Below are 25,557 nucleotides of genomic sequence, written 5' to 3'. Positions count from 1 at the left end.
GTCACATCCGGAAGAGGCCGAAGGAGGAGTCGGGCAGGGGCACACCGGCGCACACGTCCAGGGCAAGCCCGAGGACGGTCCGGGTGTCGGCGGGGTCGATCACGCCGTCGTCCCACAGGCGCGCCGTGGAGTAGTAGGGGTTGCCCTGTGCCTCGTACTGGTCGCGGATCGGCGCACGGAAGGCTTCCTCGGCCGCCGTGGGCCACTCCTCGCCCCGACCCTCGAGCTGGTCGCGCTTGACCGTCGCGAGGACCGACGAGGCCTGGTTGCCGCCCATCACCGAGATCCGGCTCGCGGGCCACATCCAGAGGAACCGCGGCGAGTAGGCCCGGCCGCACATCGAGTAGTTCCCCGCGCCGAAGGATCCACCGATCACGACGGTCAGCTTGGGGACGCGGCACGTGGCGACCGCGGTCACCATCTTGGCGCCGTTCTTCGCGATGCCCCCCGCCTCGTAGTCCTTGCCGACCATGAAGCCCGAGAGGTTCTGCAGGAACACGAGCGGGATGCCCCGCTGGTCGCAGAGTTCGATGAAGTGCGCGCCCTTCAGCGCCGACTCGCTGAACAGCACGCCGTTGTTGGCGACGATGCCGACCCGGTGCCCGTGGATCGTCGCGAAGCCCGTGACCAGCGTGGTGCCGTACTCGCGCTTGAACTCGTGGAAGAGCGAACCGTCGACGATCCGCGCGATCACCTCCCGCGCGTCGTAGGCGGCGTTCACGTCGGTGGGCACGGCGCCGTAGAGCTCGTCGGGGGCGACGGCTGGCTCGGCGGGCTCCGCGGCTTCCGCCACCTTCGGCACGTCCGCGTGCGGGGCCGGCGGCAGGGTGGCGATGATGTCCCGGACGATCTCGAGGGCGTGCTGGTCGTTCTCGGCGAGGTGGTCGGTGACGCCGGAGACGCGGGAGTGGACGTCGCCGCCCCCGAGCTCCTCGGCCGTGACCACCTCGCCGATCGCGGCCTTCACCAGGGGCGGTCCGCCGAGGAAGATGGTGCCCTGGTTGCGGACGATCACGGTCTCGTCGCTCATCGCCGGCACGTAGGCGCCACCGGCGGTGCAACTGCCCAGGACCGCGGCGATCTGCGGGATCCTGCGGGCGGACATGGAGGCCTGGTTGTAGAAGATACGGCCGAAGTGGTCCCGGTCCGGGAACACCTCGTCCTGCCGCGGGAGGAACGCACCGCCGGAGTCGACGAGGTACACGCACGGCAGGTTGTTCTCGAGGGCGATCTCCTGCGCACGCAGGTGCTTCTTCACGGTCATCGGGTAGTAGGTGCCGCCCTTGACGGTGGCATCGTTGGAGATGACGAGGACGTGGCGCCCGTGCACCAGGCCGATGCCTGCGATCACCCCGGCACCCGGGCACTCGTCGTCGTACATGCCGTTCGCCGCCAGGGGTGCGATCTCGAGGAAGGGGCTGCCGTCGTCGAGCAGCTGGTCGATGCGCTCGCGCGGAAGCAGCTTGCCGCGGGCCACATGCCGCTCACGGGAGCGCTCGGGGCCGCCGATGGCCGCGGTGGCGAGGCGGGAGCGGAGATCGGCGACGAGCTCCCGCTGCGCGGCGGCGTTGGCCGCGAAGACCGGTGAGAGCGGGTCGACCTTCGACGTCAGTGTCTCCATCGACTACTTCCTCGCGCAGTGTTCAGTTAGCATTCGCTAACCGGGATCAGGTTAGTGGTCATTAACCTGAATGTCCATCAGAATGAGGGGAAGACCCCCGGGATGATGAGGAATGCATGGAGGCACTGCCCACCGAGGACCGCGTGACCGGCCGGAGCATCGCGAAGGCCACCCGACGCGCAGCCCTGCTCGACGCAGCGGCGCAGCTGTTCGCGGAACGCGGCTACAACGGCGTGTCCATCGAGGACCTCGGCGCCGCCGCGGGCGTCAGCGGTCCGGCCGTCTACCGGCATTTCACCGGCAAGCCCTCCGTGCTCTCGTCCCTGCTCACCGGGGTGAGCGAGGACCTCCTCGAGGGAGGCAGGGCCGTCGCCGACTCCTCCCCCTCGCACGAGGAGGCGCTGCGGGGACTGATCCGTTTCCAGGTCGAGTTCGCCCTCAGGCACGCGGACGTCATCAGGGTCCAGGACCGTGATCTCGGCTCACTGGCCCACGACGACGAACGCGCCGTGCGGTCGCTCCAGCGCAGCTACGTCCAGGTCTGGGTGGACGAGCTCGCCGCGTACCGGCCGGACTCCGAGCGGTCGCTGCTGCGCCGCCGGGTCCACGCCGTGTTCGGACTCATCAACTCGACCCCCCACACGGCGCACGGCACGGGGACGGGCCGCGAACTCGGCGCCCTGCGGGAGCTGCTGCAGGACATGGCGTGGGCCGCGCTGACCGTCTGACGTCCGGGCAGGACACCGGGCCGGGGCAGCGCAGCTGTGCCCAGCGGCCGGCCCGGCCGCCTAGTACGCTGAACCACGAGAAGTCCCGGTCGCGCGGAGCGGCCGGGGTCGCCCACAACTGAAAGTACCGCCGTGATCACGCTACGTCCCGTGGAAGCCACCGACCTCGACGAGTTCTTCTCGCACCAGCTGGACCCCAGCGCCAACCACATGGCGGCCTTCGGCGCGAAGAACCCGTCGGATCGCGGCGTCTTCGACCACCACTGGCAGGACATCCTGAACGACTCGAGGATCACGGTGCGGACCATCCTGTCCGACGGCCAGGTGGTGGGCAGCATCCTCGCGTACAACGACGGTGACGCCCCGGAGATCAGCTACTGGATCGACCGGTCACGCTGGGGTCAGGGCATCACCACGGCCGCCGTCGGGCAGTTCCTGAACGAGATGACCGAGCGGCCGATCCGCGCCCGGGCCGTCGCGGACAACGTGAGCTCCATCCGCATCCTGGAGCGGTGGGGTTTCCAGCAGGTCGGCGAGGCACAGGGTTTCGCACCCGCGCGCGGCGCCGTGGTCCGGGAACTCATCCTCGAACTGGTCTGACCGCCGCCGCCGACCGCGAGGCACCCGCCCTGATACATCCGGCAGGGCGGGCAACCGGTCGGACCGCCCGACACGTCCGAGCGGGACGTCCCGGAGTCCCGGACCTCCTGCTACACCATGGTCAGGACCATCGCCGGGTTCCGGAGGATGGTGCCGACGTCGGCCAGGAAGCGCGAGCCCTGCTCACCGTCCACCAACCGGTGGTCGAAGGACAGGCTGAGCGTCATGACGGACCGCAGGGCCACCGTGCCCTGGTACTCCCAGGGCATGCTGCGCACTGCGCCCATCGCGAGGATCGCCGCCTCCCCCGGGTTCAGGATCGGCGTCCCCGCATCGATCCCGAACACACCGATGTTGGTGATCGAGAGGGTGCCGCCCGCAAGATCCGCCGGTGGGGTCCGGCCCGCACGGGCCGTCTCGGTCAGGCCGTTGAGCGCGCGGGCGAGCTCGACCAGGGCAAGCCCCTGGGCGCCCTTGATGTTCGGCACGAGCAGGCCACGCGGCGTCGCCGCCGCGATGCCGAGATTCACCGCGGAGTACTGCACGATCTCCTGCGCCGCCTCGTCCCACGACGAGTTCAGGGTGGGGTTGCGTGCCACCGCGATGCACACGGCCTTGGCCACCAGGGTCAGCGGCGTCACCTTCGTACCCTCGAACGCCCTGGAACCCTTGAGCTCCGCCAGCAGCTCCATGGTCGGCGTGACGTCGATGGTGAGGAACTCCGTGACGTGCGGCGCGGTGAAGGCACTGGCCACCATGGCCGCCGCGGTGTGCTTCCGCATCCCCTTGATGGGTGTGCGGATCTCCCCCGGCGCCGCCGCCGCTCGCTCGGCCCGCGCCGGCTCGGGGGAACCGACGGGTGCCGTGCCCGCATCGAGCACTGCCGCGGCGGGCCCGGCTGCGCCTGCGAGCGCGGCCAGCACATCCGCCCGGGTGATGAGTGCTCCCGGACCGGTTCCCGCGAGGTCCTCGAGTGCGATCCCGAGGTCCCGTGCGAGCTTCCGCACGGGCGGAGTGGAGCGCGGCCGCTCGTCGGTGGGTGCGACGACCGTCCGCGACGACGCCACGGACACGTCGTGAACGGCCGGGTGCGGCCGGCCGGGCGCGAGGGCCGCACTGGGAACCGCGGTCCGGGCCTGCGCGGGGGTCTGGACAGGGGCCGGCCTTCGCTCCGGGGCCGAGGTCGGCGCAGGGATCGCTGCGGGGAGGACGGTCGCGGGGAGGACGGTCGCCTCGAGCGCCGGCACCTGCGGGACCGGGGCACCCGCGGCAGGAACGGTCGATCGGCTCCGCCGCTGCGGCCGTCCGCCCTTCTCGACAGCGGCCCCGTACCCCACGAGGTTGGGTTCACGCCGGGCCGGGACCTCGTCCTCGGGAACCGGACGGACGACGGCCTCGGGCTCACCGGCGATCCGGAACGAGACGATCGGCGCTCCGACGTCCACCACGGTGCCCGCGGGCTCGTGCAGGCGGACGACGACGCCCGCGTACGGCGACGGCAGCTCGACGACGGCCTTGGCGGTCTCGACGTCCGCGATGATCTGGTTGAGTTCCACCGTGTCACCCTCGGTGACGTGCCACTGCACGATCTCGGACTCGGTCAGCCCCTCCCCGAGGTCGGGTAGCCGGAACTCCCGGACGGTGGTCGGCGACGCGTCGGTCGCGGGTGCGCTCACAGTGCCGCCCCTTCGGTTGCGGGTCCGCTCAGGGAGTTCGGTCGGCGGAGCACCCGGTCCACGCCGTCGAGGATCCGGTCGAGGTCCGGGAGGTGGTGGAACTCGAGCTTCGAGTAGGGGTACGGGATGTCGAATCCGGTGACGCGGACGGGTGCGTGCTCGAGGAAGTCGAAGCAGCGCTCCGTGATGCTCGCGGCGATCTCCGCGCCGAGCCCGCCGGACTGCGCCGCCTCGTGCGTGACCACCAGGCGGCCGGTCCTGCGCACCGACGCCTCGACCGTCGCGAAGTCGATGGGCGCCAGGGACCGCAGGTCGATGACCTCGATGGAGACGCCGTCGTCGGACGCCGCGATCGCGGCGTCACGCGCGGTGGGCACGAGCGGGCCGTAGGTCACGAGGGTGACGTCGGTCCCGCGGGTCACCACGTGCGCCGCGCCCATGTCCGACGACGCCGGATCGACCGCCTCGTCCACCTCGCCCTTGACGTGGTAGCGCCTCTTGGGCTCGAAGTACAGGACGGGGTCGTCGGACCGGATGGCCTGCTGGATCATCGTGTAGGCGTCCTGCGGGTTCGAGACGCTGACGACCCGCAGACCGGAGGTGTGCGTGAAGTAGGCCTCGGGCGACTCCGAGTGGTGCTCGGGCGAACCGATGCCACCCCCGAAGGGCACGCGGATGGTGATGGGCATCCTGACGGCGCCCTGCGTGCGGTAGTGCAGCTTCGCCACCTGGCAGACGATCTGGTCGAAGGCCGGGTAGATGAAGCCGTCGAACTGGATCTCCACGACCGGCCGGTACCCCCGGTAGGCCATCCCGACGGCGGTACCCATGATGGCCGCCTCGGCCAGCGGGCTGTCGAGGACCCGGTGGGCCCCGAAGTCCTTCTGCAGGCCGTCGGTGATGCGGAAGACACCGCCGAGCTTGCCGATGTCCTCCCCCATGAGGATCACCTTCGGGTCCTCGTCCATGGCACGGCGGAGGCCGGCGTTGATCGCGCGGCCGAAGGTCATGGTGGACATCAGCGGGTCCCTTCCTGGGGTGCCGGGGCGAAGGAGGCGAGGTAGCGCTCGTAGTGGTCCTGCTGGCGCTCCAGCCAGGAGTTCGGTTCGCTGTAGACGTGCCGGAAGACGTCCGACGGCGCCGGTTCCGGCATGGACAGGCACCCCTCGCGCAGTTCGGCGGCGACGGCGTCGGCCTTCGCCTTCACCGCGTCCGAGTAATCCGCACCGAGCAGTCCGAGCGAGTCGAGCAGCGTGGCGATCCTGGCCAGCGGGTCGCGGGCCGCCCAGTCCTCGAGCTCGTTGGCGTCGCGGTAGCGGGTCGGATCATCGGCCGTCGTGTGCGGGCCCATCCGGTAGGTCACGGCCTCGATGAAGGTGGGGCCTCCGCCGGAACGGGCCCGCGCCAGCGCCTCGCGCGTGACGGCGAGGCAGGCGAGGACGTCGTTGCCGTCCACCCGGACCGAGGGGATGCCGAACCCGGGCGCCCGCCGGGCGATCGGCACGTGGGCCTGCAGTCCCACCGGTTCGGAGATGGCCCAGTGGTTGTTCTGGCAGAAGAAGATGACGGGCGCCTGGTAGCTGGCGGCGAACACCATGGCCTCGTTGACGTCGCCCTGGCTCGTGGCGCCGTCGCCGAAGTAGGTGACGGCCACGGAATCGGCGCCGTCGTTGATGATGCCCATCGCATAGCCGGTGGCATGCAGCGTCTGCGCACCGATGATGACCTGCGGGGTGGCCATGTTGATCGTGTAGGGGTCCCACCCCGAGGACGCGTTGCCCCGCCAGACGCGCAGGATGTCGGCGAGGTCCACGCCGCGGCAGTAGGCGACGGCGTTCTCCCGGTAGCTGGAGAACACGAAGTCGTCGGAGCGGAGCGCACGCCCCGAGCCGATCTGCGCGGCCTCCTGGCCGAGCAGCGGCGGCCAGAGCGCGAGTTCGCCCTGGCGCTGCAGGGCCGTGGCCTCGGCGTCGATGCGCCGCACCACCACCATGTCCTCGTAGAGTTTCTGCAGCGCGGCGCCGTCGACGTCCGCGACGAGCGCGTCGTAGTGGCGGTCCGGGTGGCGCACGCCGTGGTGGTCGACCAGCCGGACGAGGTCGTCCGCACCCTCGCGGCCCGGTCCCGGATGGACCGTTCCGCCGGTACCCGACGGCGCCGCCCCCTGCGGGTCGGACCCGCTGTCGGGTCCTGCTCCCGGCTGCGTGGAGTCCTCGGTCATTGCACGCTACCTCCGCGTTGGCAGACAGACCCTCCCCCCGCGATCAGCAGATGGAAGGGCTCCGGGCGCCTTTACCCGGAGTGGTTGTGACCCTACTCACACAGCACAGGAGGCACAACCGATTCCTGATCGACTGAGCAGAGTGCACTATTCCGGGCGCAGCGGCCGTGTTAGCGTTGCGCACTATGCAACCCCTCGACCTCACCGACACGCGCCTCCTGCAGGCCATGGCGAAGGACCCCCGGCGCACCGTCGTCGCGCTCGCCCAGAAGCTCGGGCTCTCGCGCAACACGGTGCAGGCGAGGATGGCGCAGCTCGAGAAGAAGTCCGTCTTCCTGTCCTTCGAGCGGCGTATCAACACGGTGTCGCTGGGCTACCCGCTGACCGCCTTCATCCACGTGCACGTCCAGCAGCAGAAGCTGGCAGCCATCACGCGGAGCATCGCGGCCGTGCCCGAGGTCATCGAGGCCTTCGGCGTGACGGGCCAGGCGGACATCCTGGTGCGCGTGGTCGCCGTCGATGCCGAGGACCTCTTCCGCATCAACGGCAAGATCCTGGCCTGCGACGGCGTGGAGCGCTGCGACACGTCCCTGGCGATGGGCGAGCTCATCCCCTTCCGGGTGGAGCCCCTCCTCGCGCGCGGACCGCAGCAGGCATCCTGACCGGGAGGCATCGGCGCGGCCGACGCCGGCGGCACGGGCGCGCCCGGTGCGGCGACGGCGTGGGGCGCACCGGTCGCACACGACGCCGACCGCTGCCTCGCACGTCCCGCTAGGGTCGATGCATGGAATCAGCGAACCAGGTCATCAGCGCACTGACGAGCGGACCGAAGGCCGGGCTGGTGATGGATTTCGACGGGGTCCTCTCCCCCATCACCGATGATCCCGCAGCGAGTGACCTCCTGCCGGACACAGCGGCCATCCTCGCGCATCTCGCCACGAGACTCCCCCTCGTCGCCCTGCTCTCCGGCCGGCCCGTGCGTTTCCTCGCGGACCGTGCAGGCATCCCCGGCGTGGAGCTCCACGGCTCCTACGGCCTCGAGCGCCTGACGGCCGGCGGCGTCGAGCAGGTGCCGGAGGCGGATCGGTGGAACGACGCCGTGGCGCAGGCCACCGCGCTCCTGCACGAGGAGTTCGACGGCATCGAGGGCATCCACGTCGAGGACAAGTCCCTCGCCGTCGCCGTCCACTGGCGGCGCGCCCCGGACCAGGAAGCTGCGATCAGCCGCATCACGCCCGTCCTCCGTCGGGCGACGGAGACCTTCGGGTTGAGGCGTGAGCCCGGGAAGATGGTCGAGGAACTCCGCATGCCCGTGGACCAGGACAAGGGCACCGCCCTGCGGTCGATCATCCGGCGGCATGGTCTGGTCGTCGTGGCCTACGCCGGCGACGACCGGGGCGACCTGCCCGCCTTCGCAGCGGCGGCCGCCGCCGGCGGCCACTGCCTCGTCGTCGACGGAGCCGACGCGGCACCGGAGGTCGCGGCGGTGCCGGGCTCCCACTTCGACGGTCCCGAGCACTTCCGGACCTGGCTGCAGTGCCTCGGCGATGCGCTGGGGTGAGGAGACACGGGCCGACCTCCGGCCTCCACGCCCGTCAGGACCCCCTCGTGTCCCGCCCGGCCCCGCCTGCCCCTGAAAGCGCGGGATCACCGGACGGACGAGGCCGCCCCACCAGCAGGTGGGGCGGCCTCGTCGGTCCTACGCGTCGCGTGCCTAGTGGTCGGTGGCCTTCTCGGCTCCGACGCCGGTCAGCGAGCGGACCTCCATCTCCGCCTGCTTCATCGGGTCCTCCGTGGTGCGGGAGAGGACCGTCCCGAGCCAGCCGAGGAAGAAGGCCAGCGGGATCGAGACGATCCCGGGATTGCTGAGCGGGAAGACGGAGAAGTCGGCACCCTGGATCATCGACTTCTCGCCACCGGAGACGACGGGCGAGAGGGCGATCAGCAGGATGGCCGAGCCGAGGCCGCCGTACATGCTCCAGATGGCGCCCTGGGTGTTGAACCGCTTCCAGAACAGCGAGTAGAGGATGGTCGGCAGGTTCGCGCTGGCCGCCACCGCGAAGGCGAGGGCCACGAGGAACGCCACGTTCTGACCCTGCGCCCCGATTCCACCCGCGATCGAGACGAGACCGATCACGACCACCGTGCGGCGCGCCACCTTGACCTCGCCGTCCGGATCGACCCTGTCCTTGCGGATGACGCTGGCGTAGATGTCGTGCGCGAACGATGCAGCGGCGGTGATGGTGAGACCTGCGACCACCGCCAGGATGGTCGCGAAGGCGACGGCCGAGATGAGTCCGAGGAGGATCGACCCGCCGAGCTCGTACGCCAGCAGCGGTGCCGCCGAGTTCACCCCGCCCGGGGCGCCGAGGATCCGCTCGGAGCCGATCAGCGCGCTGGCGCCGTAGCCGAGGATCAGCGTGAAGAGGTAGAACGCGCCGATGAGCCAGATGGCCCAGACCACCGAGCGTCGGGCCTCCTTCGCCGTGGGGACGGTGTAGAAGCGCATGAGCACGTGCGGGAGGGCGGCGGTGCCGAGGACCAGCGCGAGCGCCAGGGACAGGAAGTCGAGGCGCGTGATCGACGTCAGCCCGTACTGCAGGCCGGGGCTCGTGATCGCTGCGTTGCCCGAGGTCTCGATCGCCGCACCCAGCAGGGTGGACAGGTTGAAGCCGTGCAGCGCGAGGACCCAGATGGTCATGATGAACGCACCGGCGATCAGGAGGCAGGCCTTGATGATCTGCACCCAGGTGGTGCCCTTCATGCCGCCGATCAGCACGTACATGATCATGAGGACGCCCACGACCGTGATGACGATCGACTGGCCGAGACGGTCGTTGATGCCGAGGAGCAGCGACACGAGCCCACCGGCACCGGCCATCTGGGCCAGCAGGTAGAAGAAGCAGACCGCGAGCGTGGTGATCGCCGCCGCGATGCGCACGGGACGCTGCTTGAGCCGGAAGGACAGGACGTCGGCCATGGTGAACTTGCCCGTGTTGCGGAGCAGTTCCGCGACGAGGAGCAGGGCCACCAGCCAGGCGACGAGGAAGCCGATCGAATAGAGGAAGCCGTCGTACCCGTTGATGGCGATCGCTCCGACGATCCCGAGGAAGGACGCCGCCGAGAGGTAGTCACCGGCGATGGCCGTACCGTTCTGGCCACCCGTGAACGAGCGTCCGGCGGCATAGTAGTCGGCCGCGGTCTTGTTGTTGCGGCTCGCCCGGAGCACGATCACGAGCGTGATCGCGACGAAGAGGCCGAAGATGGCGATGTTCAGGACCGGCGAGCCGACGGTGGTGACCTCGGCGGTCTGCAGGGGGACGTGGATGCCCCCGGCGGTGATGGTGCTCATTTCTTTCCACCTGACGGGTCGACGAATACCTCGGGGGCTGCTTCCTCGAGTTCATGCCGCAGGTTCGCGGCGATGGGGTCGAGGCGGCGGTTGGCGTAGCTCACGTACCACATGGTGATGGCGAACGTACTGACGAACTGCAGCAGGCCCAGGATGATGCCCACGTTGATGTTGCCGAACACGGGCGTGGCCATGAACTCGTGGGCGTAGTCGGCCAGCAGCACGTAGGCGAAGTACCAGAGCAGGAAGAACACTGCCATGGGGAAGACGAAGCTGCGGTGGCGCTTGCGCAGTTCCTTGAACTGCTCGGTCTGCTGGACTTCGGTGAAGTCGACGGCAGCACCGGAACCGGCGTCCGGCTCTACTGGGTGCGAACCCATGGTTCCTCCTTCTCGGTCGCCCCACCGACCGCGACGGCGGCATCCTTGCCGCGCAGGGAGGCACGTCGGTGTGACACCCATCACTGTGGACGACGTCGTCGGGCCCCACCAGCGAACCGCGCGGACGCGTCGGTGAGTGAGCGGCGAGGTGCGGTGAACGGTTGCAGGGCGCGCCGAACGGTCGAGGCCGTCCGTGCCACGGACGCTACTGTGGTGCCATGTTCAGCGCCGCCGTCGACACCGCCCTGGTGTGCGCGGTCGCCGTCATCACCCTCGCCGTCGTCGCCTCGCTCGGTTTCCGCCTCTCCCGCTCCTCCCGTGACCTCGGTTCCGATGCCGACCGCGCCACGTACGCCACCCTCCACACCGCGGCACTCGCCTCCGAGCACCTGCGCGAGGGGCTGACGGCGTCCGGCGCCTCCAAGGCGAGCCGGCACCTGCGCGGCCTCCTGCGCTGCGACGTCCTGATGATGAGCGACGACGCCGGCGTGCTGGCGTGGGACGGCGGCCGCGGGCCGGCCCCGGACGTCATGCCCCTCGTCCGGCAGGTCCTCGAGAGCGGGCGGACCCAGATCTTCCGGCGGCAGCGGCTCGACGCCGCGGGACTGACCGACCTCGGGGAGCTCGTCCTGTCCCCCGTGCGGGTCGACGACCGCGTGGTCGGCACCGTCGGGGCCTTCGCCGGGGACGTCAACGCCGGACTCGTCCGGGCCACCAACGAGCTGGCCGGCTGGGTGTCCACGCAGGTGCAACTCGCCGAACTCGGCTCCTCCCGGCGCCTGCTCGCCGAGGCGGAGGTCCGTGCGCTGCGGGCGCAGATCAGCCCGCACTTCATCTACAACTCGCTCAACGCCATCGCGTCCTTCATCAACACCGACCCCCAGCGTGCCCGTGAGCTGGTGGTCGAGTTCGCCGACTTCACGCGCTACTCCTTCCGCCGCCACGGCGACTTCACCACCGTGGCCGAGGAACTGCGGAGCATCGACCGCTACCTGCTGCTGGAGCGTGCGCGGTTCGGCGACCGGCTCAAGGTGACCCTCGAGATCGGACCGGAGGTGCTGAGCACGGTCATCCCGTTCCTCAGCCTGCAGCCCCTCGTCGAGAACGCGGTGCGCCACGGGCTCGACTCCAAGGACGGCGTCGGGAACATCACCATCACGGCCCACGACGACGGGCCGTACGCGGAGGTCACCATCGAGGACGACGGTGTGGGGATCGATCCCGACCACCTGCGCTCCGTCCTCGCCGGCCACACCGAGGACGTCCACGTGGGGCTGCGGAACGTCGACTCACGGTTGCGCCAGGTGTACGGCGACGACCACGGACTGGTCATCGACACGGCACCCGGCGCGGGTACCCTCATCACCCTGCGCGTGCCGAAGTCGCAGCCGGATCACCGGGCCTGAGGCGCGTAACCTAGGATACATGGTCAATGTCATCGTCGCCGACGACGAACTCCCCGCCGTCGAGGAGCTGGCCTTCCTGCTCGGCAAGGACGCGCGGATCGGGACCATCCACCGTGCGTCGAGCGGCGCGGAGGCGCTGCGGGCGCTCGAGCAGCACAGCGTCGATGCCCTGTTCCTCGACATCCACATGCCCGCCCTCTCCGGGCTGGACATCGCCCGCGTCATCTCGCGCTTCAGCCGCCCGCCCGCCGTCGTGTTCGTCACGGCCGACGAGGACCGTGCGCTCGAGGCCTTCGAACTCCGCGCCGTCGACTATCTCCTGAAACCCGTGCGGACCGAGCGCCTCGCGGAATCCGTGCGTCGCGTCTGCGAACTGATGGAGGGTTCGACGGCCGCGCCCGAGGTCATCACCGTGGACCAGGGCGGGATCAGCCGGATGATCAGGCGCGACGACGTCCGATACGTGCAGGCGCAGGGTGATTACGCCCGACTGCACACCTCGGAGGCGAGCTACCTGATCCGCATCCCCCTCAACGACCTCGAACGCCAGTGGGCGGACGCGGGTTTCCTCCGCACGCACCGCTCCTATCTCGTGGCGATGGACCAGGTGCGGAAGGTCAGGATCGGGGCGGGCCGGGCCAGCCTGTTCGTCGGGGATGCCGAGCTGCCCGTGAGCCGCCGCCACCTCCCCGACGTCCGGGAGAAGCTCGAGGCGACGCGTCTCCGCCCGAGCCATTGAGACGGTGACGGACGAGCAGCCGACGGTTCCCCGTCGGGTCCGCGTCACCGCCCCGCGCACCGCGGCCCGGGCCACCGGCGCCACCTTCCCCGTGGCGCGGGAGATGGCCGAGCAGTCGGAGGTGGGCCAGCTGTTCGTCGCCTCCCTCATCCGTTCGCAGCTGCGGCTCGCACTGGTGGTGGCGGGTGGGTTCCTGGTCATCCTGATCGGCATCCCCGTGCTGCTCGCCGTCTTCCCCGACATCACCGGGGCTACCATCCTGACCGTGCCGATCCCCTGGCTCCTGCTGGGCCTCGGGATCTATCCGCTCGTGATCGGGTGCGCCGTCCTCTACGTGCGCAGTGCATCCCGCAACGAGCGCCGCTTCCAGGACCTGGTGGACGATGACTGACGCGCTGGACAGCGGCAGTCTCGAGCTCAGCCCCGCCGTCGGGTACACGGCGCTCGTGCTCGTGGCCCTCAGCACGGTGCTGATCGGCATCTACGGCCTGCGGATCTCGCGCACCACGGGCGACTTCTACGTGGCCTCGCGCACCGTGCGGCCCTGGTGGAACGCCTCCGCGATCGGCGGCGAGTACCTCTCGGCGGCGAGCTTCCTCGGCGTCGCCGGCCTCATCCTCATCTCCGGCGTCGATGCGCTCTGGTTCCCCATCGGCTACACCGCCGGCTACCTGATGCTGCTCCTCTTCGTGGCCGCGCCGCTGCGACGGTCCGGCGCGTACACCATCCCCGACTTCGCCCAGGCGCGCCTGGACTCCCTCCTCGTCCGCCGGGTGACCAGCATGCTCGTGGTCGTCGTGGGGTGGCTGTACATCGTTCCGCAGCTGCACGGCGCCGCCCTGACCGTGCGCATCACCACCGGACTGCCGTCCTGGGTGGGTCCGCTCGCGGTCGTCGTCGTGGTGTGCCTGAGCGTGGTCACCGGGGGCATGCGCTCCATCACCTTTGTGCAGGCCTTCCAGTACTGGCTCAAGCTCACGGCGCTCGCCGTGCCGGTGGCCTTCATCCTCTTCCGCCTCGGCGCGGACGGCCGACCGATCACCGCGGGCGGCGGCGCCTTCACCGCGGATCTGAACACGACGGCGGACGCATCCCTCTACGGCACCATCTCGCTGGTCATCGCCCTGCTCTTCGGCACGCTCGGCCTGCCGCACGTCCTCGTCCGCTTCTACACGAACCCCGACGGTGCCTCCGCCCGCCGGACCACGGTGATCGTGCTCGGCCTGCTCTCGGTCTTCTACCTCTTCCCGACCGTCTACGGGATCCTCGGGCGCATCCACACGCCCGAGCTGGCGGCGGAGGGCGCCGCGGACGCGACGGTGCTCCTGCTCCCGGGCCGGATCTTCGACGGTGCCACCGGGGACCTCCTGTCCGCGCTGGTGACCGCCGGGGCGTTCGCCGCCTTCCTGTCGACGACCAGCGGACTCGTGGTCTCGCTCGCCGGCGTGGTGAGCCAGGAGTTCTTCCAGGGCAGCGTGCGGGGCTTCCGCAGGGCAGCCCTGCTCTCGGCGCTCATCCCGCTCGTGGTCGCACTGCTGACGGACAGCCTGGCACTGGCGGGCAGCGTGGGATCGGTGTTCGCCTTCACCGCCTCCACGATCTGCCCGCTGCTGCTGCTGGGCATCTGGTGGCGGGGCCTGACAGATGCCGGGGCGATCGCGGGGATGCTGGTCGGCGCCGTGCTCTGCGGCGGGGCGATCGCCGTCACGGCCGCCCTCGGGCCGGCAGCGGACGACCGCTGGGTCTGGCTGGGCCAGCCCGCCCTCTGGACGGTCCCGACCGCGTTCCTCACCATGGTGCTCGTCTCGAGGGCGACGGCCGGACGCAGGCCCGCGTCGGCGTCGCGCGTGCTGGCCCGCCTGCACACGCCCGAGCCACCGGCGCAGAGCGGCTGAGAACCGTCCTGGCCTCGTCGTCCCGCCGCTGCGGAGAGCTCCTGCCCACGGCGTGGGTGACCCGGAGGCGTCAGTCGATGCCCGCCATGAGCTCGACGACGCGGTCCAGGAACACGTCCACCTGGTTCTCCTCGTAGCCGTCCGCACCACGGGCCTCGCGGAACACGGCGCGGCGGACGACGTCGACGCTCAGGGGCAGATCCTGCTCGAGGTACCGCAGGAGCTCGTCGCAGAGGCGGTCGACGTCCTGGACGACGTAGCTGGGGGCGTTCTTCCTCGCCGGGCGGCGGAAGCGTTCGCCGTGCGGACGGTGCAGCCGCCCGCGCAGGACCGCGGCGGTGCGTCCGATCTGCCGGAGCCACGCGTCCTCGCCCTGCGCGGCGATCAGCCGGTCGCGTTCCCGCCGGGCGAAGACGTCCTCGAGCCGGTCCAGCGCGGCGTCGACCGACTGGGGCTCGTAGCCGCCCGGGGTCGGGCGGAAGGACTGGCCCCGTACCTCACTGCTCGTGACGGAACGGGAATCGGGGTCGTCGGCGTTGTAGTCGCCGCGGGCCCTCGTGAGGAAGCGGTCCACCTGGCCCGTGTCGTAGCCGACCTCCCGGCGCCCCACCCGCGCGAAGGGGGAGCTGCTCGGCCGGGCCACATCCATCGTCTGACGTCCTTTGCGCTGAAATACTCGAGACCGTGCTGGGCCTTCGCCCCCCGGGATCGGTCCGCGACCAGCGGTTACAGCAACCCCGGTATCAATGTAGCGGACAGCAGGTAGGCCACCGGGGAGGCGAAGACGATCGAGTCGAGGCGGTCCATGACTCCGCCGTGGCCCGGCAGGATGGTGCCCATGTCCTTCACGCCGAGCTCACGCTTGATCATCGATTCCGCGAGGTCGCCGGCGGTCGCGGCCGCCACGATGGCGACCGCGAGGGCGAACCCGATCCAGACGGGCTGATCGAGAAGCAGGACGGCGCAGAGCCCGCCGACCACGAGGGCGCCGCCGATCGAACCGCCGAATCCCTCCCAGGACTTCTTGGGACTGATCTTCGGGGCCATGGCGTGCTTGCCGAAGAAGGCGCCGATCAGGTACCCGAAGGTGTCGTTCGCGACGACCAGCAGGAGGAGTGTCGCGATGACGAGGTTCCCGCCGTCGACCTTCATGAGCAGCATGGCGAAGCTGAGCATGAAGGGCACCCAGAGCACGGTGAAGGTACCGGCCATCAGGCTCCTGGCGGCATCCGGCGCCGGGCTCGCCGCGCGCCACAGGAAGAGGACGACGACGGCTGCGACCGCAGCTCCGGCGAGGCCCTCGGCGCCGCCGAGATAGGCCGAGAACGGCAGGACGATCGTCCCCGCCATGGTCGGTACCAGCGGGATGTGGATCCGCCGCAGTTCGAGGGCGCGGCTGATCTCCCACACGCCCACCGCTGCGAACAGGGTGACGATCCCGACGAAGACGATCGGGAAGAAGAGGCCCACGAGGACGGGGATCAGGAGACCCGCGCCCACACCGATCGCGGCGGGAAGGTTGCGCCCGGCACGGGACGGCTTGCCCGGCTCACGGATGGGCCGGCGGCGACGGAAGAGTCCGTGGCTGGACCGACCGGCGCGAGACGGTGCCCTGGTATGGGTGGTCGGCCCCTGCGCCGGGGCCGACACCGCGCCGCCCGTGCGGCTTTCTTCTGTCCCGACGGCGGAGCGGGTCTCGTGCGCGCGATCCGCGCCGGGAGGATCGAGATCTGCCATCAGACCTCGAGCAGCTCAGCTTCCTTGCGCTTCAGCAGCTCGTCGATGAGGTCCACGCGGGCCTTCGTCGTCGCGTCGAGTTCCTTCTCGGCGCGCGAGCCCTCGTCCTCACCGGCGTCGCCGTCCTTGACGGCCTTGTCGATGCCGTCCTTCGCCTTCCGTCGGACGTTGCGGATGGAGATCTTGGCGTCCTCCGCCTTCGTCTTGACCAGCTTCACGTACTCCTTGCGGCGCTCCTGCGTGAGCTCGGGCAGGACCACGCGGATCACGTTGCCGTCGTTCGACGGGTTCGCGCCGAGGTCCGAGTCGCGCAGGGCGCGCTCGATGTCGTTCAGCGCTCCGCGGTCGAAGGGCGTGATGAGCAGGGTGCGCGCCTCGGGGTTCTGGAAGGACGCGAGCTGCTGCAGCGGGGTGGGAGCGCCGTAGTACATCACCACCACCTTGGAGAACAGGGAGGCATTGGCGCGTCCGGTGCGGACCGTCGCGAAATCGTCCTTTGCAACCTCCACGGCCTTGTCCATCTTGTCGGTGGCTTCCAGCAAGGTCTCTTCGATCACAATGTCTCCTTCGCTCCGCAGTCGGCTGCACGGCAACCGTTCCAGTGGTCAATCCTAGTTCACGGCCGTCCCGCGGCCCGGCAGGGCCGCAGACACCGTTGCCCTCTTCCCTCGGAACCGCTAGGCGGTGACGAGTGTCCCGAGCTTCTCGCCACGGATGGCCCGCGTCACGTTGCCCTCGCCCTCCATGCCGAACACCACCATGGTCAGGTCGTTGTCCTTGCACATCGTCATGGCCGTCTGGTCCATGACACGGATGTCCCGCCGCAGGGCCTCGTCGTAGGAGAGCGTCTCCAGCTTCTCCGCCGTCGGGTCCTTGTGGGGGTCGGCGGTGTAGACACCGTCGACGCCGCTCTTGGCCATGAGGACCTCGTCCGCGTGCACCTCGAGGGCGCGCTGGGCGGCGACCGTGTCGGTCGAGAAGTACGGGAGGCCTGCGCCCGCCCCGAAGATGACCACACGGCCCTTCTCCAGGTGGCGGATGGCGCGCCGCGGGATGTACGCCTCGGCGACCTGCCCCATGGTGATGGCGCTCTGCACGCGGGTCTCCACCCCGGCCTGCTCGAGGAAGTCCTGCAGGGCCAGGCAGTTCATGACCGTGCCGAGCATGCCCATGTAGTCCGCCCGCGAGCGGTCCATGCCGCTCTGGGACAGTTCCGCGCCGCGGAAGAAGTTGCCGCCGCCGACGACGATGGCCACCTCGACCTCGCCCACCGTCGCCGCGATCTGCTGGGCGACCGAGCGGACGGTCTCGGGGTCGACGCCGAGCTTGCCACCGCCGAAGACCTCGCCGGAGAGCTTCAGGAGTACCCGGCGCCGGCCCTCGGTACCACCCGGTCGGATGGTTGACGTGGTGTCCATGAAGTGCCTCCCGGGCGTAGAACTGGGGGCCGGTCCTGGTCGGACGGCCGGTGATGCGGGGGTGGGGATGTTGCCGGACCCGTTACAGGATACGGGGCGCCTCCCCGGGCGCAGGAAAGGGCGGCCACCTCGAAGGCGGCCGCCCTTTCCGGGATGCTGCTGCCTGCCCTGGGGGTCAGGCCCCGACGCGGAAACGTGCGAAGGCCGTGGCCTTGGCGTTCGCTTCGGTCAGGACGGCGGCGACGGACTTCTTGGCGTCCTTCGCGAAGGCCTGGTCCACCAGGACACCCTCCTTGAAGAAGCCGGTGAGGCGGCCTTCGACGATCTTGGCAAGGGCCTGCTCGGGCTTGCCCTCGGCACGGGCGGTCTCGTCGGCGATGCGCCGCTCCGACTCGACGAGTTCCGCGGGGACGTCCTCGCGGGTCAGGTAGGTCGGCGAGTACGCGGCGATGTGCACGGCGACGTCGTGCGCGGTCTGCACGGCGGCGTCACCGGAACCCTCGACGGCGAACAGGACGCCGACCTGGGCGGGGAGGTCCTTGGACGTCTTGTGCAGGTACGCGTCGACGATCTGGCCTTCGACGCGCGCGATGCGGCGGACGTCGACCTTCTCGCCGAGGAGGGCACCGGCCTCGATGACGTGCTCGGAGACGGGCTTGCCGTCGAGCTCGAAGGACAGGAGGGTCTCGACGTCCGTGGCACCGGACTCGATCGCTGCGGCGAGCACCTTGTTCGAGAAGTCGATGAAGGGGCCGGCCTTGGCGACGAAGTCGGTCTCGCAGTTGACCTCGACCATGACGCCGACGTTGCCGTCCACGCGAGCGGCCACAAGACCCTCGGCGGTGGAACGGCCCTCGCGCTTGGTGGCGCCCTTGAGTCCCTTGATACGGATCAGTTCCAGGGCCTTGTCGGCGTCGCCGTTGGCTTCGTCGAGGGCCTTCTTGACGTCCATCATGCCGGCGCCGGTGCGCTCGCGCAGGGCCTTGATGTCAGCGGCTGTGAAATTAGCCATGTGCACTCCTAGGGTGAGGTGGATCTACGAAGAGCTTGTGCGGGCCGCGGCCCGCCGTACAGGTGCCACGGGGTGAACACCTGCCGAACATGCGGAAGGGGCGTGGTTCGACCCACACCCCTTCCGCACCGTGGACTACTTGGTGTCGACGGCGGCTTCCGTCGCGGGAGCGACCGCGTCGGGAACCTCTTCCGCGATGGGCGCCTGCAGGCCGGCGGGCGCCTCGGGGGCTGCGGCCTCCGGTGCCTCGGCCGCTGCGGCCTCGGCTGCTGCGGGCTCGGCAGCGGGCGCATCCGCAGTGCCCTGGAGCAGCTCGCGCTCCCACTCGGCCATGGGCTCGTCAGCCGTGGCTTCGCCGTTGCCGGAGCGGTTGTGGCGAGCCATCAGGCCCTCGGCCACGGCGTCCGCGATGACACGGGTCAGCAGGTTGACGGCGCGGATGGCGTCGTCGTTGCCCGGGATCGGGAAGTCGACCTCGTCTGGATCGCAGTTGGTGTCCAGGATCGCGACGACGGGGATGTTCAGCTTCTTCGCCTCGTCGATCGCGAGGTGCTCCTTCTTGGTGTCCACGACCCAGACGACCGAGGGAGCCTTGGTCAGGTTGCGGATACCGCCGAGGTTGCTCTGGAGCTTGGTGAGCTCACGCTTCAGGAGCAGGAGCTCCTTCTTGGTGTGACCCGAACCGGCGACGTCCTCGAAGTCGATCTCCTCGAGTTCCTTCATGCGCTGGATGCGCTTGGAGACCGTCTGGAAGTTGGTGAGCATGCCACCGAGCCAGCGCTGGTTGACGTAGGGCTGGCCCACGCGCATCGCCTGGTCGGCGATCGCTTCCTGCGCCTGCTTCTTCGTGCCGACGAAGAGGACGGTCCCGCCGTGGGCGACCGTGGCCTTGACGAACTCGTAGGCGCGGTCGATGTAGCCCAGCGACTGCTGGAGATCGATGATGTAGATGCCGTTGCGCTCGGTGAAGATGAAGCGCTTCATCTTCGGGTTCCAACGGCGGGTCTGGTGACCGAAGTGGACGCCGCTGTCGAGCAGCTGGCGCATGGTGACGACTGGCATGTCATGCCTTTCTTCAGCTCCGGCTCGGGCGCAGGGCGCCGCCTGAAGCTTGTTGACGGTTATCTCGGTGGTGGCCGGGGTGGACACCACGTCCTGGCACCTGTTCGTCGGGGACACACCCTCCCCCACCGGACTCAGCCGGACCGCGGGGTGGGCATTCCGCGCTCGTGGAGAGCATCGGATAACAGGTACGCGTAGTCAGCCTGCGGTTTCCCAGAGCCCGGCGGAGCCAGAGGCATGACGGGATCGGAGCAGCAGACTGCTTGTACGAGTGTACTACAGCGGCACAGCCCTCCAGGGCGACCGACGGGCCGCGGTGCGGGCAAGTAGCCCCATCGCAGCCCGCCCGCGACGGCCGGCGGGCCTCCCCGGCGTTGTCCACATATGGCGGCACGGCGTCCCTGCGGGCACCCCGCGCAGGGACGCTGGTCCCATGAGCGAGTACTCCCCCGGAACCCATCCCGTGACCCGAGCCGGCACCGGTCCGAGTGAGCGCGCCCAAGACCGCCGGACGGCCGGGGGAGGACCCGCCTGGCGTGCGGGCCGGGTGCTGCCCCTCTTCCTGCTGGCGCTGATCCCGGTCTGCCCTCCTGCGCAGCCTGTCGCGTCGGCAGGTCCCTCATTCGCGTCGGTCGGGCCAACCGCCGTCCCATTCGCGTCGGTCGGGTCAACCGCCGTCCGATTCGCGTCGGTCCGGTCCGCCGTCCCGCCGCCTGCAGGTGCACACGTCGCTCGATCGGTCCCGTCGGTCGGGTCGGCCGCGCGATCAGTCCCAGTGGTCGCGAACGTCGGACGGGACCCGTTCGTCGCCGCCTGGTCGTGGCCCCTCGTTCCGGTACCCGCCGTGCTGCGACCCTTCGAGAAACCTTCGCAGAACTGGAAGCCCGGACACCGGGGTGTGGACCTGTCGACGCGCGGCCTGCCGGCCGAGGTGCGCAGTCCGGCGGACGGTGTCGTGGCCTTCGCGGGGACGGTGGTGGACCGCGGCGTCCTGACGATCGACCATGGCGATGGCCGGAGGAGCAGCTTCGAACCGGTGAACACCACCCTGGTCGAGGGTCAGGCGGTGGGCGTGGGCGAGGTGGTGGCCACGGTGGTTCTGAGCCGGTCCGCGGCGATCCCGGGTAGCACGGTCCGGAGCCACTGCGGCGGACCGTGCCTCCACTGGGGAGTCCGCGTCGAGGAGGAGTACGTCGATCCGCTCGCCTTCGTCACGGACCGCCGCCCGTCCGTCCTCCTGCCGCTCGACGGCTGACCCGGCGTCGTGTCAGACGAAGGCGGCGATCCCCGTGATGGACCTGCCGACCACGAGAGTGTTGATCTCCTGCGTGCCCTCGTAGGAGTAGACGGCTTCGGCGTCGGAGAAGATCTTCGCCATCTCGTAGTCGGCCACGATCCCGTTCCCGCCGAGGATGTTCCGGCCGGCCGCGACACTCTCGCGCATGCGGGCGGTGGTGAACGCCTTCGCCAGCGCCGACTGCTCGTCCTTCGCCTGACCCGCATCCTCCAGCTGCGACAGACGCACCATCATCCCCATCGAACTCATCGCGTTACCGAGGATCTGCACGAGTTGCTGCTGGATGAGCTGGAAACTGGCGATGGGCCGGCCGAACTGCTCGCGCTCGACGGCGTACCGGCGGGCGACGTCGAACGCGGCGAGTTGCTGGCCGACGGCCTGCCAGCCGACCGCGAGCCTCGTCACTTTGAGCACCTTGTTGGTGTCCCTGAAACTGTTCGCGCCCTTGAGGTGGAAGTCGTCGGAGATGACGACGTCGTCCAGCACGATATCCGCGTTCTCGACGATCCGCAGGGCGATCTTGTTCTCGATCTTCGTCGAGGAGAAGCCCGGTGTCTTCGTGTCGACCAGGAACCCCTTGACCTGGTTGTCCGCGACGTCGCGGGCATAGATGACCACCCAGTCGGAGAAGGTCGCGTTACCGATCCAGCGCTTGGCGCCGTTGAGGACCCACGAGTTCCCGTCCCGGCGTGCCGTGGTCCGGGTTCCTCCCGCGACATCGGATCCACCGAGCGGTTCCGTCAGGCCGAAGGCGCCGATCTTCTTCAGCGCGTAGATGTCGGGCAGCCACTCCTCCTGCTGCTCCTTCGACGCCAGGGCTTCGATGGATCCGGTGAACAGACCGTCGTGCACGCCGAGGAACGTGGCGATCGAGGTGTCCGCGCGGGTGAACTCGGCGTGGGTGATCCCGGCGAAGAGGTTGGAGTAGCCCTGCCGGTACACCGGGCTCACGGGATCCAGTTCGGCGATCCTCGGGATGAGCTGCTGGGGGAAGGAGCCCTGGTTCCACCACTCCACCGCGTGCGGCCGGACTTCGGCGGTCAACCAGGACCGGATCTCCTCGAGCCGGGAGCGCTCCTTGTCGGACAGCAGCTCCTCGAACGCGTAGAAGTCGCCGTCCGCATACGGCAGGTTGTTGATGTCGATCGACGTCTTGCTCATGGTATTCGCCTCACTCCGGTCGGCGGCGACCGGCACTCTCACTCGACCATGCTGTCCGCGTGGTGGGCGCGTGCTGCGCTCGAGCCCTATGTTACCCGCCAGTAACATAGGGCGCCAGTGGAGGCACGTACCCCTGAGGCAAGGATCCGAGGGAGGGAAGAGGCGTCGCAACGCAGAATGCGCCACCTCCGCGGAGATGGCGCATTCGGGTCGGGGTCGCCGATCACTCCGACGATGCGTAGGGCTGCTGGGGCTTGAACCCAGGACAAACGGATTATGAGTCCGCTGCTCTAACCAGCTGAGCTACAGCCCCCTGGGGCTGTCCACCCCTGGTGGCGACCGTCGGGCCGTCTCCGGACCCCGGTCGCGGCTCCCATTGTAGACAGACGGCGGCAGCCGTCCCGGTGCGACGCCGGTCAGGATCCCGCGGCGGCGCGTTGCGCCTCGCTGGGATGGTCGCTCGACAGGGTGCCGTAATACAGGCCCTCGAAGGTCTCGAGCGTCGTGGTGATGTCATGCCTGCGCACGAGGTCACGGCTCGCCGCCCCCATCGTCCGCTGGTCCTCGGACGACTGTTCGAGGATCTCGGTGATGCGGCGGCCCAACTCGTCGGAATCACCGGGGGTGAACAGGTACCCGTTCTCACCGTCGGACACCAGATGGGGCAACGCCATCGCATTCGCGAGGAGCACGGGGGTGGAAGCGGACATCGCCTCGAGCGTGACGAGTGACTGCAGCTCGGCTGTGCCCGGCTGGCAGAAGAGCGATGCGCGGATGTAGCTCAGGCGCAGTTCGTCGTCGTCGATCAGTCCCCGGAAGGTGACGCGATCGCTGATCCCGAGGCGAGCAGCCTGCGCCTGGAGCGCGGGCTTGACCTCGCCCCCACCGACGATCTCCAACCGCACGCGGAGATGCTGCGGCGTCTTCGCGACGGCATCGATGAGGACGTCGACGTGCTTCTCCTCGGCGAGCCTGCCGACGAACAGGACCGTGGGATCCTCGTGCGGCTGGACCGTCTCCCCCGGCTGCACCTCGTAGGCAGCGGAGTCGATGCCGTTGCTGACAGCCAGGACCTCGCGCAGGAAGGCGTGGTCGTGCATGGCCTTGGCCGCGAGGGGCGTGGGGGTGGTGACCGCGGCGGCCTTGCCCATCACCTTGCCCATGTCCTTCCACGAGTTCCTGGCGATGACCCGTTTGAGCCACGCGGGGAACGGCAGGAACGGGTTGAGGTTCTCCGGCATGAAGTGGTTCGTCGCCACCACGCGGATGCCGCGCTTCACCGCCTCGTAGAGGGTGTACTCCCCCACCATGTAGTGGCACTGGATGTGGACGACGTCGGGCTGGACCTCGTCGAACAGCAGGCTGATGTCCCGCTTGATCTCCCAGGGGTAGCAGATACGCCAGTAGTCGTGCGTCGGTACGCCGTGCGAGCGGAGACGGTGCACCGTCCAGTCGCCACCGGGTTCCGTGTAGCTCCTGCCGTTGGAGACGCCCGGTGCGAGGACATGGACGGAGTGGCCTCGACCCGTCATCCCCTTCGCGAGCCGGTACCCGAACTGCGCTGCACCGTTCACGTTGGGCGGATAGGTGTCCGCGGCGATCAGGATGGTCAGAGGCTTGTGGTCGGCCTGGTAACTCACGCGTGGATCCCCTACGTCGGTGTGCTGGTCGAAACTGGTTCTCTCGGGTCAGCGCTGGCGCTTGACCACGTCGGGGTGGTGGCGGGACAGCGCGACGACCCCAACAATAGCAACGAGGGCCGCCGCACCCATGCCCAGGGCGGTGACGGTGCGCACGTCCGGCTGCAGTTCCTCGAGGATCGTGATGCCCACGGCGATGCCGACGATGGGGTCGATCACGGTGAGTCCGGCGATGACGAGATCCGGGGGTCCGGTGGCGTAGGCGCTCTGCACGAACCAGGCTCCCAGCGCTGCGGCCGCGATGAGCGCCACCAGGCTCAGCGGCGGGACGTTGAGCAGGAAGCGCCCGTTCGGATCGAGCAGATGCCCGGCGACCAGCTTGGTGAGGACCGCGACGAAACCGAACAGCACCCCGGCGCCGAGGATGTAGGCGAAGGCGTTGAGCCGGTGCCGTCCGACGACGGCGAGCGACCCGAACACCGCGACCGCCGCCCCCAGCAGGAGCACGACGGAGAGTTCCTGCGCCGGATCGACGGAGTGGTTCTCGCGCGTCACGTTCACGGCGAGGATCACGAACAGGGCGCTGCCGGTGACGCAGGCCGTGATGGCTGCGACGGTCGGCCGGTTGATGCGGATGCCCTGGTCCCGCGAGTTGACGACGGTGGTGATCACGAGCGCGATCGCCCCGATGGGCTGCACGACCGTCAGGCTCGCGAGCGTCAGCGCGACGACATTGAGGGACGTGCCGGCACCGAGCAGGAGGAGCCCGAAGATCCAGCGCCGGTTGGTGAGCAGCCGCATGAGCCCGGAACTGCTCAGTGATAGCCCGCCCGTGTTCGCACGGACGGCGCTGCCCTGTCGCTGCGCTCCGAACGCGAGGAAGACAGCGCCCAGCAGGGCGAGCCCGATGGCTAGGAGGGGCACGACTGCTGCTCGGCCTGCTCCAGCCGGTACTTGCGGTGCGCCGCCGTGAAGTAGGCGTAGAACGCGATCAGGTGCAGGACGCAGCCTGCGGCGAGCAGCCCCTGCGCGACCACGAGGAGCCACTCCTGACCGAAACCCTCGACGTGGTGGAGCAGCAGTAGCGGCGCACCCACCAGCAGCAGTGCCGTCCGGATCTTCCCGACGGTGAGGACCGGCAGGTGCAGGGGACCGCGGAAGAGGATCAGCGCGTTGACGATGATGATGACGTCCGGGATCACGATGGTCCAGACGAGCCAGGCCGGCGCGATGCCGGCGATCACGAAGGTCACCGCGACGACGATGAGCGCTGTGCGATCCGCCACGGGATCGAGCCAGGTGCCGATCACCGACACCTGGTTCAGTCGCCGGGCCACGTAGCCGTCCACCCAGTCCGTGCCACCCATGACCACCAGGGTGATCACCGCGGCTCCGAAACGCTGCTCCGCGATGAACCAGACGAACAGGGGGACTCCGAGGAACCGCACCACCGTGATGAGGTTCGGCAGGGTCCACGCCGTCGACAGCGCCACGCCCTCGCTGCCGGGCTGTGCGCCCGCGCCGATCAATCTCATCACCCGTGCCTCCCCTCCCATTATGCACAGGAAGCGGCCCCTCCCCCGTGACGTCCGCGGACTGCAGCGGGTCGTCG

25 protein-coding genes and 1 tRNA gene are annotated in these 25,557 nt (G+C 69.5%); 9 read left to right on the top strand and 17 right to left on the bottom strand.

What is annotated here, in order from left to right; all coding sequences use genetic code 11:
* Position 1: 1 nt before the first annotated feature.
* Entirely contained in the window at positions 2-1,621 is a 1,620-nt protein-coding gene (locus NVV32_RS05255) for a carboxyl transferase domain-containing protein (protein WP_422391614.1), read from the bottom strand.
* Positions 1,622-1,737: 116 nt separating this feature from the next.
* Between NVV32_RS05255 and NVV32_RS05250 the strand changes: the two genes are divergently transcribed.
* A complete protein-coding gene (locus tag NVV32_RS05250; protein ID WP_422391613.1) occupies positions 1,738-2,349 on the top strand; it encodes a TetR/AcrR family transcriptional regulator in 612 nt (203 codons plus the stop codon).
* Between the two features lie 132 nt (positions 2,350-2,481).
* Positions 2,482-2,949: a GNAT family N-acetyltransferase gene (locus NVV32_RS05245; RefSeq protein WP_422391612.1), complete on the top strand. Its 468-nt coding sequence runs from the start codon at positions 2,482-2,484 to the stop codon at positions 2,947-2,949.
* 110 nt (positions 2,950-3,059) lie between these two features.
* Here NVV32_RS05245 and NVV32_RS05240 read toward each other — a convergent pair whose 3' ends face one another.
* The 3 genes from NVV32_RS05240 to pdhA are packed head-to-tail and all read right to left on the bottom strand — an operon-like array spanning position 3,060 to position 6,846.
* Positions 3,060-4,625 (bottom strand): 2-oxo acid dehydrogenase subunit E2, encoded by a 1,566-nt coding sequence (locus tag NVV32_RS05240; RefSeq protein ID WP_422391611.1) that lies wholly within the window; start codon positions 4,623-4,625, stop codon positions 3,060-3,062.
* On the bottom strand, positions 4,622-5,644 hold the full coding sequence (locus tag NVV32_RS05235; protein WP_422391610.1) for an alpha-ketoacid dehydrogenase subunit beta: 1,023 nt from the start codon (positions 5,642-5,644) through the stop codon (positions 4,622-4,624). Before NVV32_RS05235 ends, NVV32_RS05240 begins: the two co-directional genes overlap by 4 nt.
* Entirely contained in the window at positions 5,644-6,846 is a 1,203-nt protein-coding gene (pdhA, locus tag NVV32_RS05230; RefSeq protein ID WP_422391609.1) for a pyruvate dehydrogenase (acetyl-transferring) E1 component subunit alpha, read from the bottom strand. The genes NVV32_RS05235 and pdhA overlap by 1 nt, the downstream gene beginning before the upstream one ends.
* 185 nt (positions 6,847-7,031) lie before the next feature.
* Here pdhA and NVV32_RS05225 point away from each other — a divergent pair, with 185 nt between their 5' ends.
* Together NVV32_RS05225 and otsB are read left to right on the top strand one after the other, a co-directional pair.
* Positions 7,032-7,508: an Lrp/AsnC family transcriptional regulator gene (locus NVV32_RS05225; protein WP_055772626.1), complete on the top strand. Its 477-nt coding sequence runs from the start codon at positions 7,032-7,034 to the stop codon at positions 7,506-7,508.
* A gap of 122 nt (positions 7,509-7,630) precedes the next feature.
* Positions 7,631-8,407: a trehalose-phosphatase gene (otsB, locus tag NVV32_RS05220; protein WP_055772630.1), complete on the top strand. Its 777-nt coding sequence runs from the start codon at positions 7,631-7,633 to the stop codon at positions 8,405-8,407.
* 153 nt (positions 8,408-8,560) lie between these two features.
* Here the strand turns inward: otsB and NVV32_RS05215 are convergent, their stop codons facing one another.
* Both NVV32_RS05215 and NVV32_RS05210 read right to left on the bottom strand, forming a co-directional pair.
* A complete protein-coding gene (locus tag NVV32_RS05215) occupies positions 8,561-10,198 on the bottom strand; it encodes a solute symporter family protein (RefSeq protein ID WP_082471596.1) in 1,638 nt (545 codons plus the stop codon).
* Complete coding sequence (locus NVV32_RS05210; RefSeq protein ID WP_055772633.1) at positions 10,195-10,578, bottom strand: DUF485 domain-containing protein; 384 nt, start codon at positions 10,576-10,578, stop codon at positions 10,195-10,197. Before NVV32_RS05210 ends, NVV32_RS05215 begins: the two co-directional genes overlap by 4 nt.
* A 218-nt stretch (positions 10,579-10,796) precedes the next feature.
* Here NVV32_RS05210 and NVV32_RS05205 point away from each other — a divergent pair, with 218 nt between their 5' ends.
* Genes NVV32_RS05205 through NVV32_RS05190 form a run of 4 tightly spaced genes read left to right on the top strand, consistent with a single transcriptional unit; the run spans position 10,797 to position 14,618 of the window.
* Positions 10,797-11,984: a sensor histidine kinase gene (locus NVV32_RS05205; RefSeq protein WP_055772636.1), complete on the top strand. Its 1,188-nt coding sequence runs from the start codon at positions 10,797-10,799 to the stop codon at positions 11,982-11,984.
* 19 nt (positions 11,985-12,003) lie between these two features.
* Positions 12,004-12,723, top strand: coding sequence for a LytR/AlgR family response regulator transcription factor (locus NVV32_RS05200; RefSeq protein WP_055772638.1), 720 nt, complete (start codon positions 12,004-12,006; stop codon positions 12,721-12,723).
* A gap of 4 nt (positions 12,724-12,727) precedes the next feature.
* A complete protein-coding gene (locus tag NVV32_RS05195) occupies positions 12,728-13,114 on the top strand; it encodes a hypothetical protein (protein ID WP_055772641.1) in 387 nt (128 codons plus the stop codon).
* Complete coding sequence (locus NVV32_RS05190) at positions 13,107-14,618, top strand: cation acetate symporter (RefSeq protein ID WP_055772644.1); 1,512 nt, start codon at positions 13,107-13,109, stop codon at positions 14,616-14,618. Before NVV32_RS05195 ends, NVV32_RS05190 begins: the two co-directional genes overlap by 8 nt.
* A 70-nt stretch (positions 14,619-14,688) precedes the next feature.
* Here the strand turns inward: NVV32_RS05190 and NVV32_RS05185 are convergent, their stop codons facing one another.
* From NVV32_RS05185 to rpsB, 6 genes are all read right to left on the bottom strand, one after another.
* Positions 14,689-15,267, bottom strand: coding sequence for a DivIVA domain-containing protein (locus NVV32_RS05185; protein WP_422391608.1), 579 nt, complete (start codon positions 15,265-15,267; stop codon positions 14,689-14,691).
* Between the two features lie 77 nt (positions 15,268-15,344).
* A complete protein-coding gene (locus tag NVV32_RS05180; protein ID WP_422391607.1) occupies positions 15,345-16,355 on the bottom strand; it encodes a phosphatidate cytidylyltransferase in 1,011 nt (336 codons plus the stop codon).
* A complete protein-coding gene (gene frr, locus NVV32_RS05175; protein ID WP_055772650.1) occupies positions 16,355-16,912 on the bottom strand; it encodes a ribosome recycling factor in 558 nt (185 codons plus the stop codon). The genes NVV32_RS05180 and frr overlap by 1 nt, the downstream gene beginning before the upstream one ends.
* Positions 16,913-17,032: 120 nt before the next feature.
* Complete coding sequence (pyrH, locus tag NVV32_RS05170; protein ID WP_422391606.1) at positions 17,033-17,773, bottom strand: UMP kinase; 741 nt, start codon at positions 17,771-17,773, stop codon at positions 17,033-17,035.
* A 175-nt stretch (positions 17,774-17,948) separates the two neighbouring features.
* Positions 17,949-18,785 (bottom strand): translation elongation factor Ts, encoded by an 837-nt coding sequence (gene tsf / locus NVV32_RS05165; RefSeq protein WP_055772657.1) that lies wholly within the window; start codon positions 18,783-18,785, stop codon positions 17,949-17,951.
* 135 nt (positions 18,786-18,920) lie between these two features.
* Positions 18,921-19,847: a 30S ribosomal protein S2 gene (gene rpsB / locus NVV32_RS05160; protein WP_422391605.1), complete on the bottom strand. Its 927-nt coding sequence runs from the start codon at positions 19,845-19,847 to the stop codon at positions 18,921-18,923.
* A gap of 775 nt (positions 19,848-20,622) precedes the next feature.
* Between rpsB and NVV32_RS05155 the strand changes: the two genes are divergently transcribed.
* Positions 20,623-21,102 carry a M23 family metallopeptidase gene (locus NVV32_RS05155; protein ID WP_422391604.1) on the top strand — a complete coding sequence of 160 codons (480 nt, stop codon included), beginning with the start codon at positions 20,623-20,625 and terminating at the stop codon, positions 21,100-21,102.
* A gap of 12 nt (positions 21,103-21,114) precedes the next feature.
* On the opposite strand, the gene NVV32_RS05150 is transcribed toward NVV32_RS05155, so the two are convergent.
* The 5 genes from NVV32_RS05150 to NVV32_RS05130 form a co-directional block, all read right to left on the bottom strand.
* Entirely contained in the window at positions 21,115-22,305 is a 1,191-nt protein-coding gene (locus tag NVV32_RS05150; RefSeq protein WP_055772839.1) for an acyl-CoA dehydrogenase family protein, read from the bottom strand.
* A gap of 239 nt (positions 22,306-22,544) precedes the next feature.
* Positions 22,545-22,618, bottom strand: a tRNA-Ile gene (locus NVV32_RS05145).
* Positions 22,619-22,721: 103 nt separating this feature from the next.
* A complete protein-coding gene (locus tag NVV32_RS05140; RefSeq protein WP_422391603.1) occupies positions 22,722-23,945 on the bottom strand; it encodes a glycosyltransferase in 1,224 nt (407 codons plus the stop codon).
* 48 nt (positions 23,946-23,993) lie between these two features.
* Positions 23,994-24,869, bottom strand: coding sequence for a DMT family transporter (locus NVV32_RS05135; RefSeq protein ID WP_422391602.1), 876 nt, complete (start codon positions 24,867-24,869; stop codon positions 23,994-23,996).
* Entirely contained in the window at positions 24,857-25,480 is a 624-nt protein-coding gene (locus tag NVV32_RS05130) for a CDP-alcohol phosphatidyltransferase family protein (protein WP_422391999.1), read from the bottom strand. Before NVV32_RS05130 ends, NVV32_RS05135 begins: the two co-directional genes overlap by 13 nt.
* Positions 25,481-25,557: the final 77 nt, after the last annotated feature.

Origin of the sequence: Arthrobacter sp. N1, assembly GCF_048288285.1 — a bacterium.
GTDB lineage: Bacteria > Actinomycetota > Actinomycetes > Actinomycetales > Micrococcaceae > Arthrobacter_D.
This window is presented reverse-complemented; position numbering and strand designations above follow the sequence as displayed.

Bases quoted from the DNA above. Each gene is read 5' to 3' on its own strand.
- NVV32_RS05255 (WP_422391614.1), bottom strand. From the start codon at position 1,621: ATGGAGACACTGACGTCGAAGGTCGACCCGCTCTCACCGGTCTTCGCG.
- NVV32_RS05250 (WP_422391613.1), top strand. From the start codon at position 1,738: ATGGAGGCACTGCCCACCGAGGACCGCGTGACCGGCCGGAGCATCGCG.
- NVV32_RS05235 (WP_422391610.1), bottom strand. From the start codon at position 5,644: ATGTCCACCATGACCTTCGGCCGCGCGATCAACGCCGGCCTCCGCCGT.
- pdhA (WP_422391609.1), bottom strand. From the start codon at position 6,846: ATGACCGAGGACTCCACGCAGCCGGGAGCAGGACCCGACAGCGGGTCC.
- NVV32_RS05225 (WP_055772626.1), top strand. From the start codon at position 7,032: ATGCAACCCCTCGACCTCACCGACACGCGCCTCCTGCAGGCCATGGCG.
- otsB (WP_055772630.1), top strand. From the start codon at position 7,631: ATGGAATCAGCGAACCAGGTCATCAGCGCACTGACGAGCGGACCGAAG.
- NVV32_RS05215 (WP_082471596.1), bottom strand. From the start codon at position 10,198: ATGAGCACCATCACCGCCGGGGGCATCCACGTCCCCCTGCAGACCGCC.
- NVV32_RS05210 (WP_055772633.1), bottom strand. From the start codon at position 10,578: ATGGGTTCGCACCCAGTAGAGCCGGACGCCGGTTCCGGTGCTGCCGTC.
- NVV32_RS05205 (WP_055772636.1), top strand. From the start codon at position 10,797: ATGTTCAGCGCCGCCGTCGACACCGCCCTGGTGTGCGCGGTCGCCGTC.
- NVV32_RS05200 (WP_055772638.1), top strand. From the start codon at position 12,004: ATGGTCAATGTCATCGTCGCCGACGACGAACTCCCCGCCGTCGAGGAG.
- NVV32_RS05190 (WP_055772644.1), top strand. From the start codon at position 13,107: ATGACTGACGCGCTGGACAGCGGCAGTCTCGAGCTCAGCCCCGCCGTC.
- NVV32_RS05185 (WP_422391608.1), bottom strand. From the start codon at position 15,267: ATGGATGTGGCCCGGCCGAGCAGCTCCCCCTTCGCGCGGGTGGGGCGC.
- NVV32_RS05180 (WP_422391607.1), bottom strand. From the start codon at position 16,355: ATGGCAGATCTCGATCCTCCCGGCGCGGATCGCGCGCACGAGACCCGC.
- pyrH (WP_422391606.1), bottom strand. From the start codon at position 17,773: ATGGACACCACGTCAACCATCCGACCGGGTGGTACCGAGGGCCGGCGC.
- tsf (WP_055772657.1), bottom strand. From the start codon at position 18,785: ATGGCTAATTTCACAGCCGCTGACATCAAGGCCCTGCGCGAGCGCACC.
- rpsB (WP_422391605.1), bottom strand. From the start codon at position 19,847: ATGCCAGTCGTCACCATGCGCCAGCTGCTCGACAGCGGCGTCCACTTC.
- NVV32_RS05150 (WP_055772839.1), bottom strand. From the start codon at position 22,305: ATGAGCAAGACGTCGATCGACATCAACAACCTGCCGTATGCGGACGGC.
- NVV32_RS05130 (WP_422391999.1), bottom strand. From the start codon at position 25,480: ATGAGATTGATCGGCGCGGGCGCACAGCCCGGCAGCGAGGGCGTGGCG.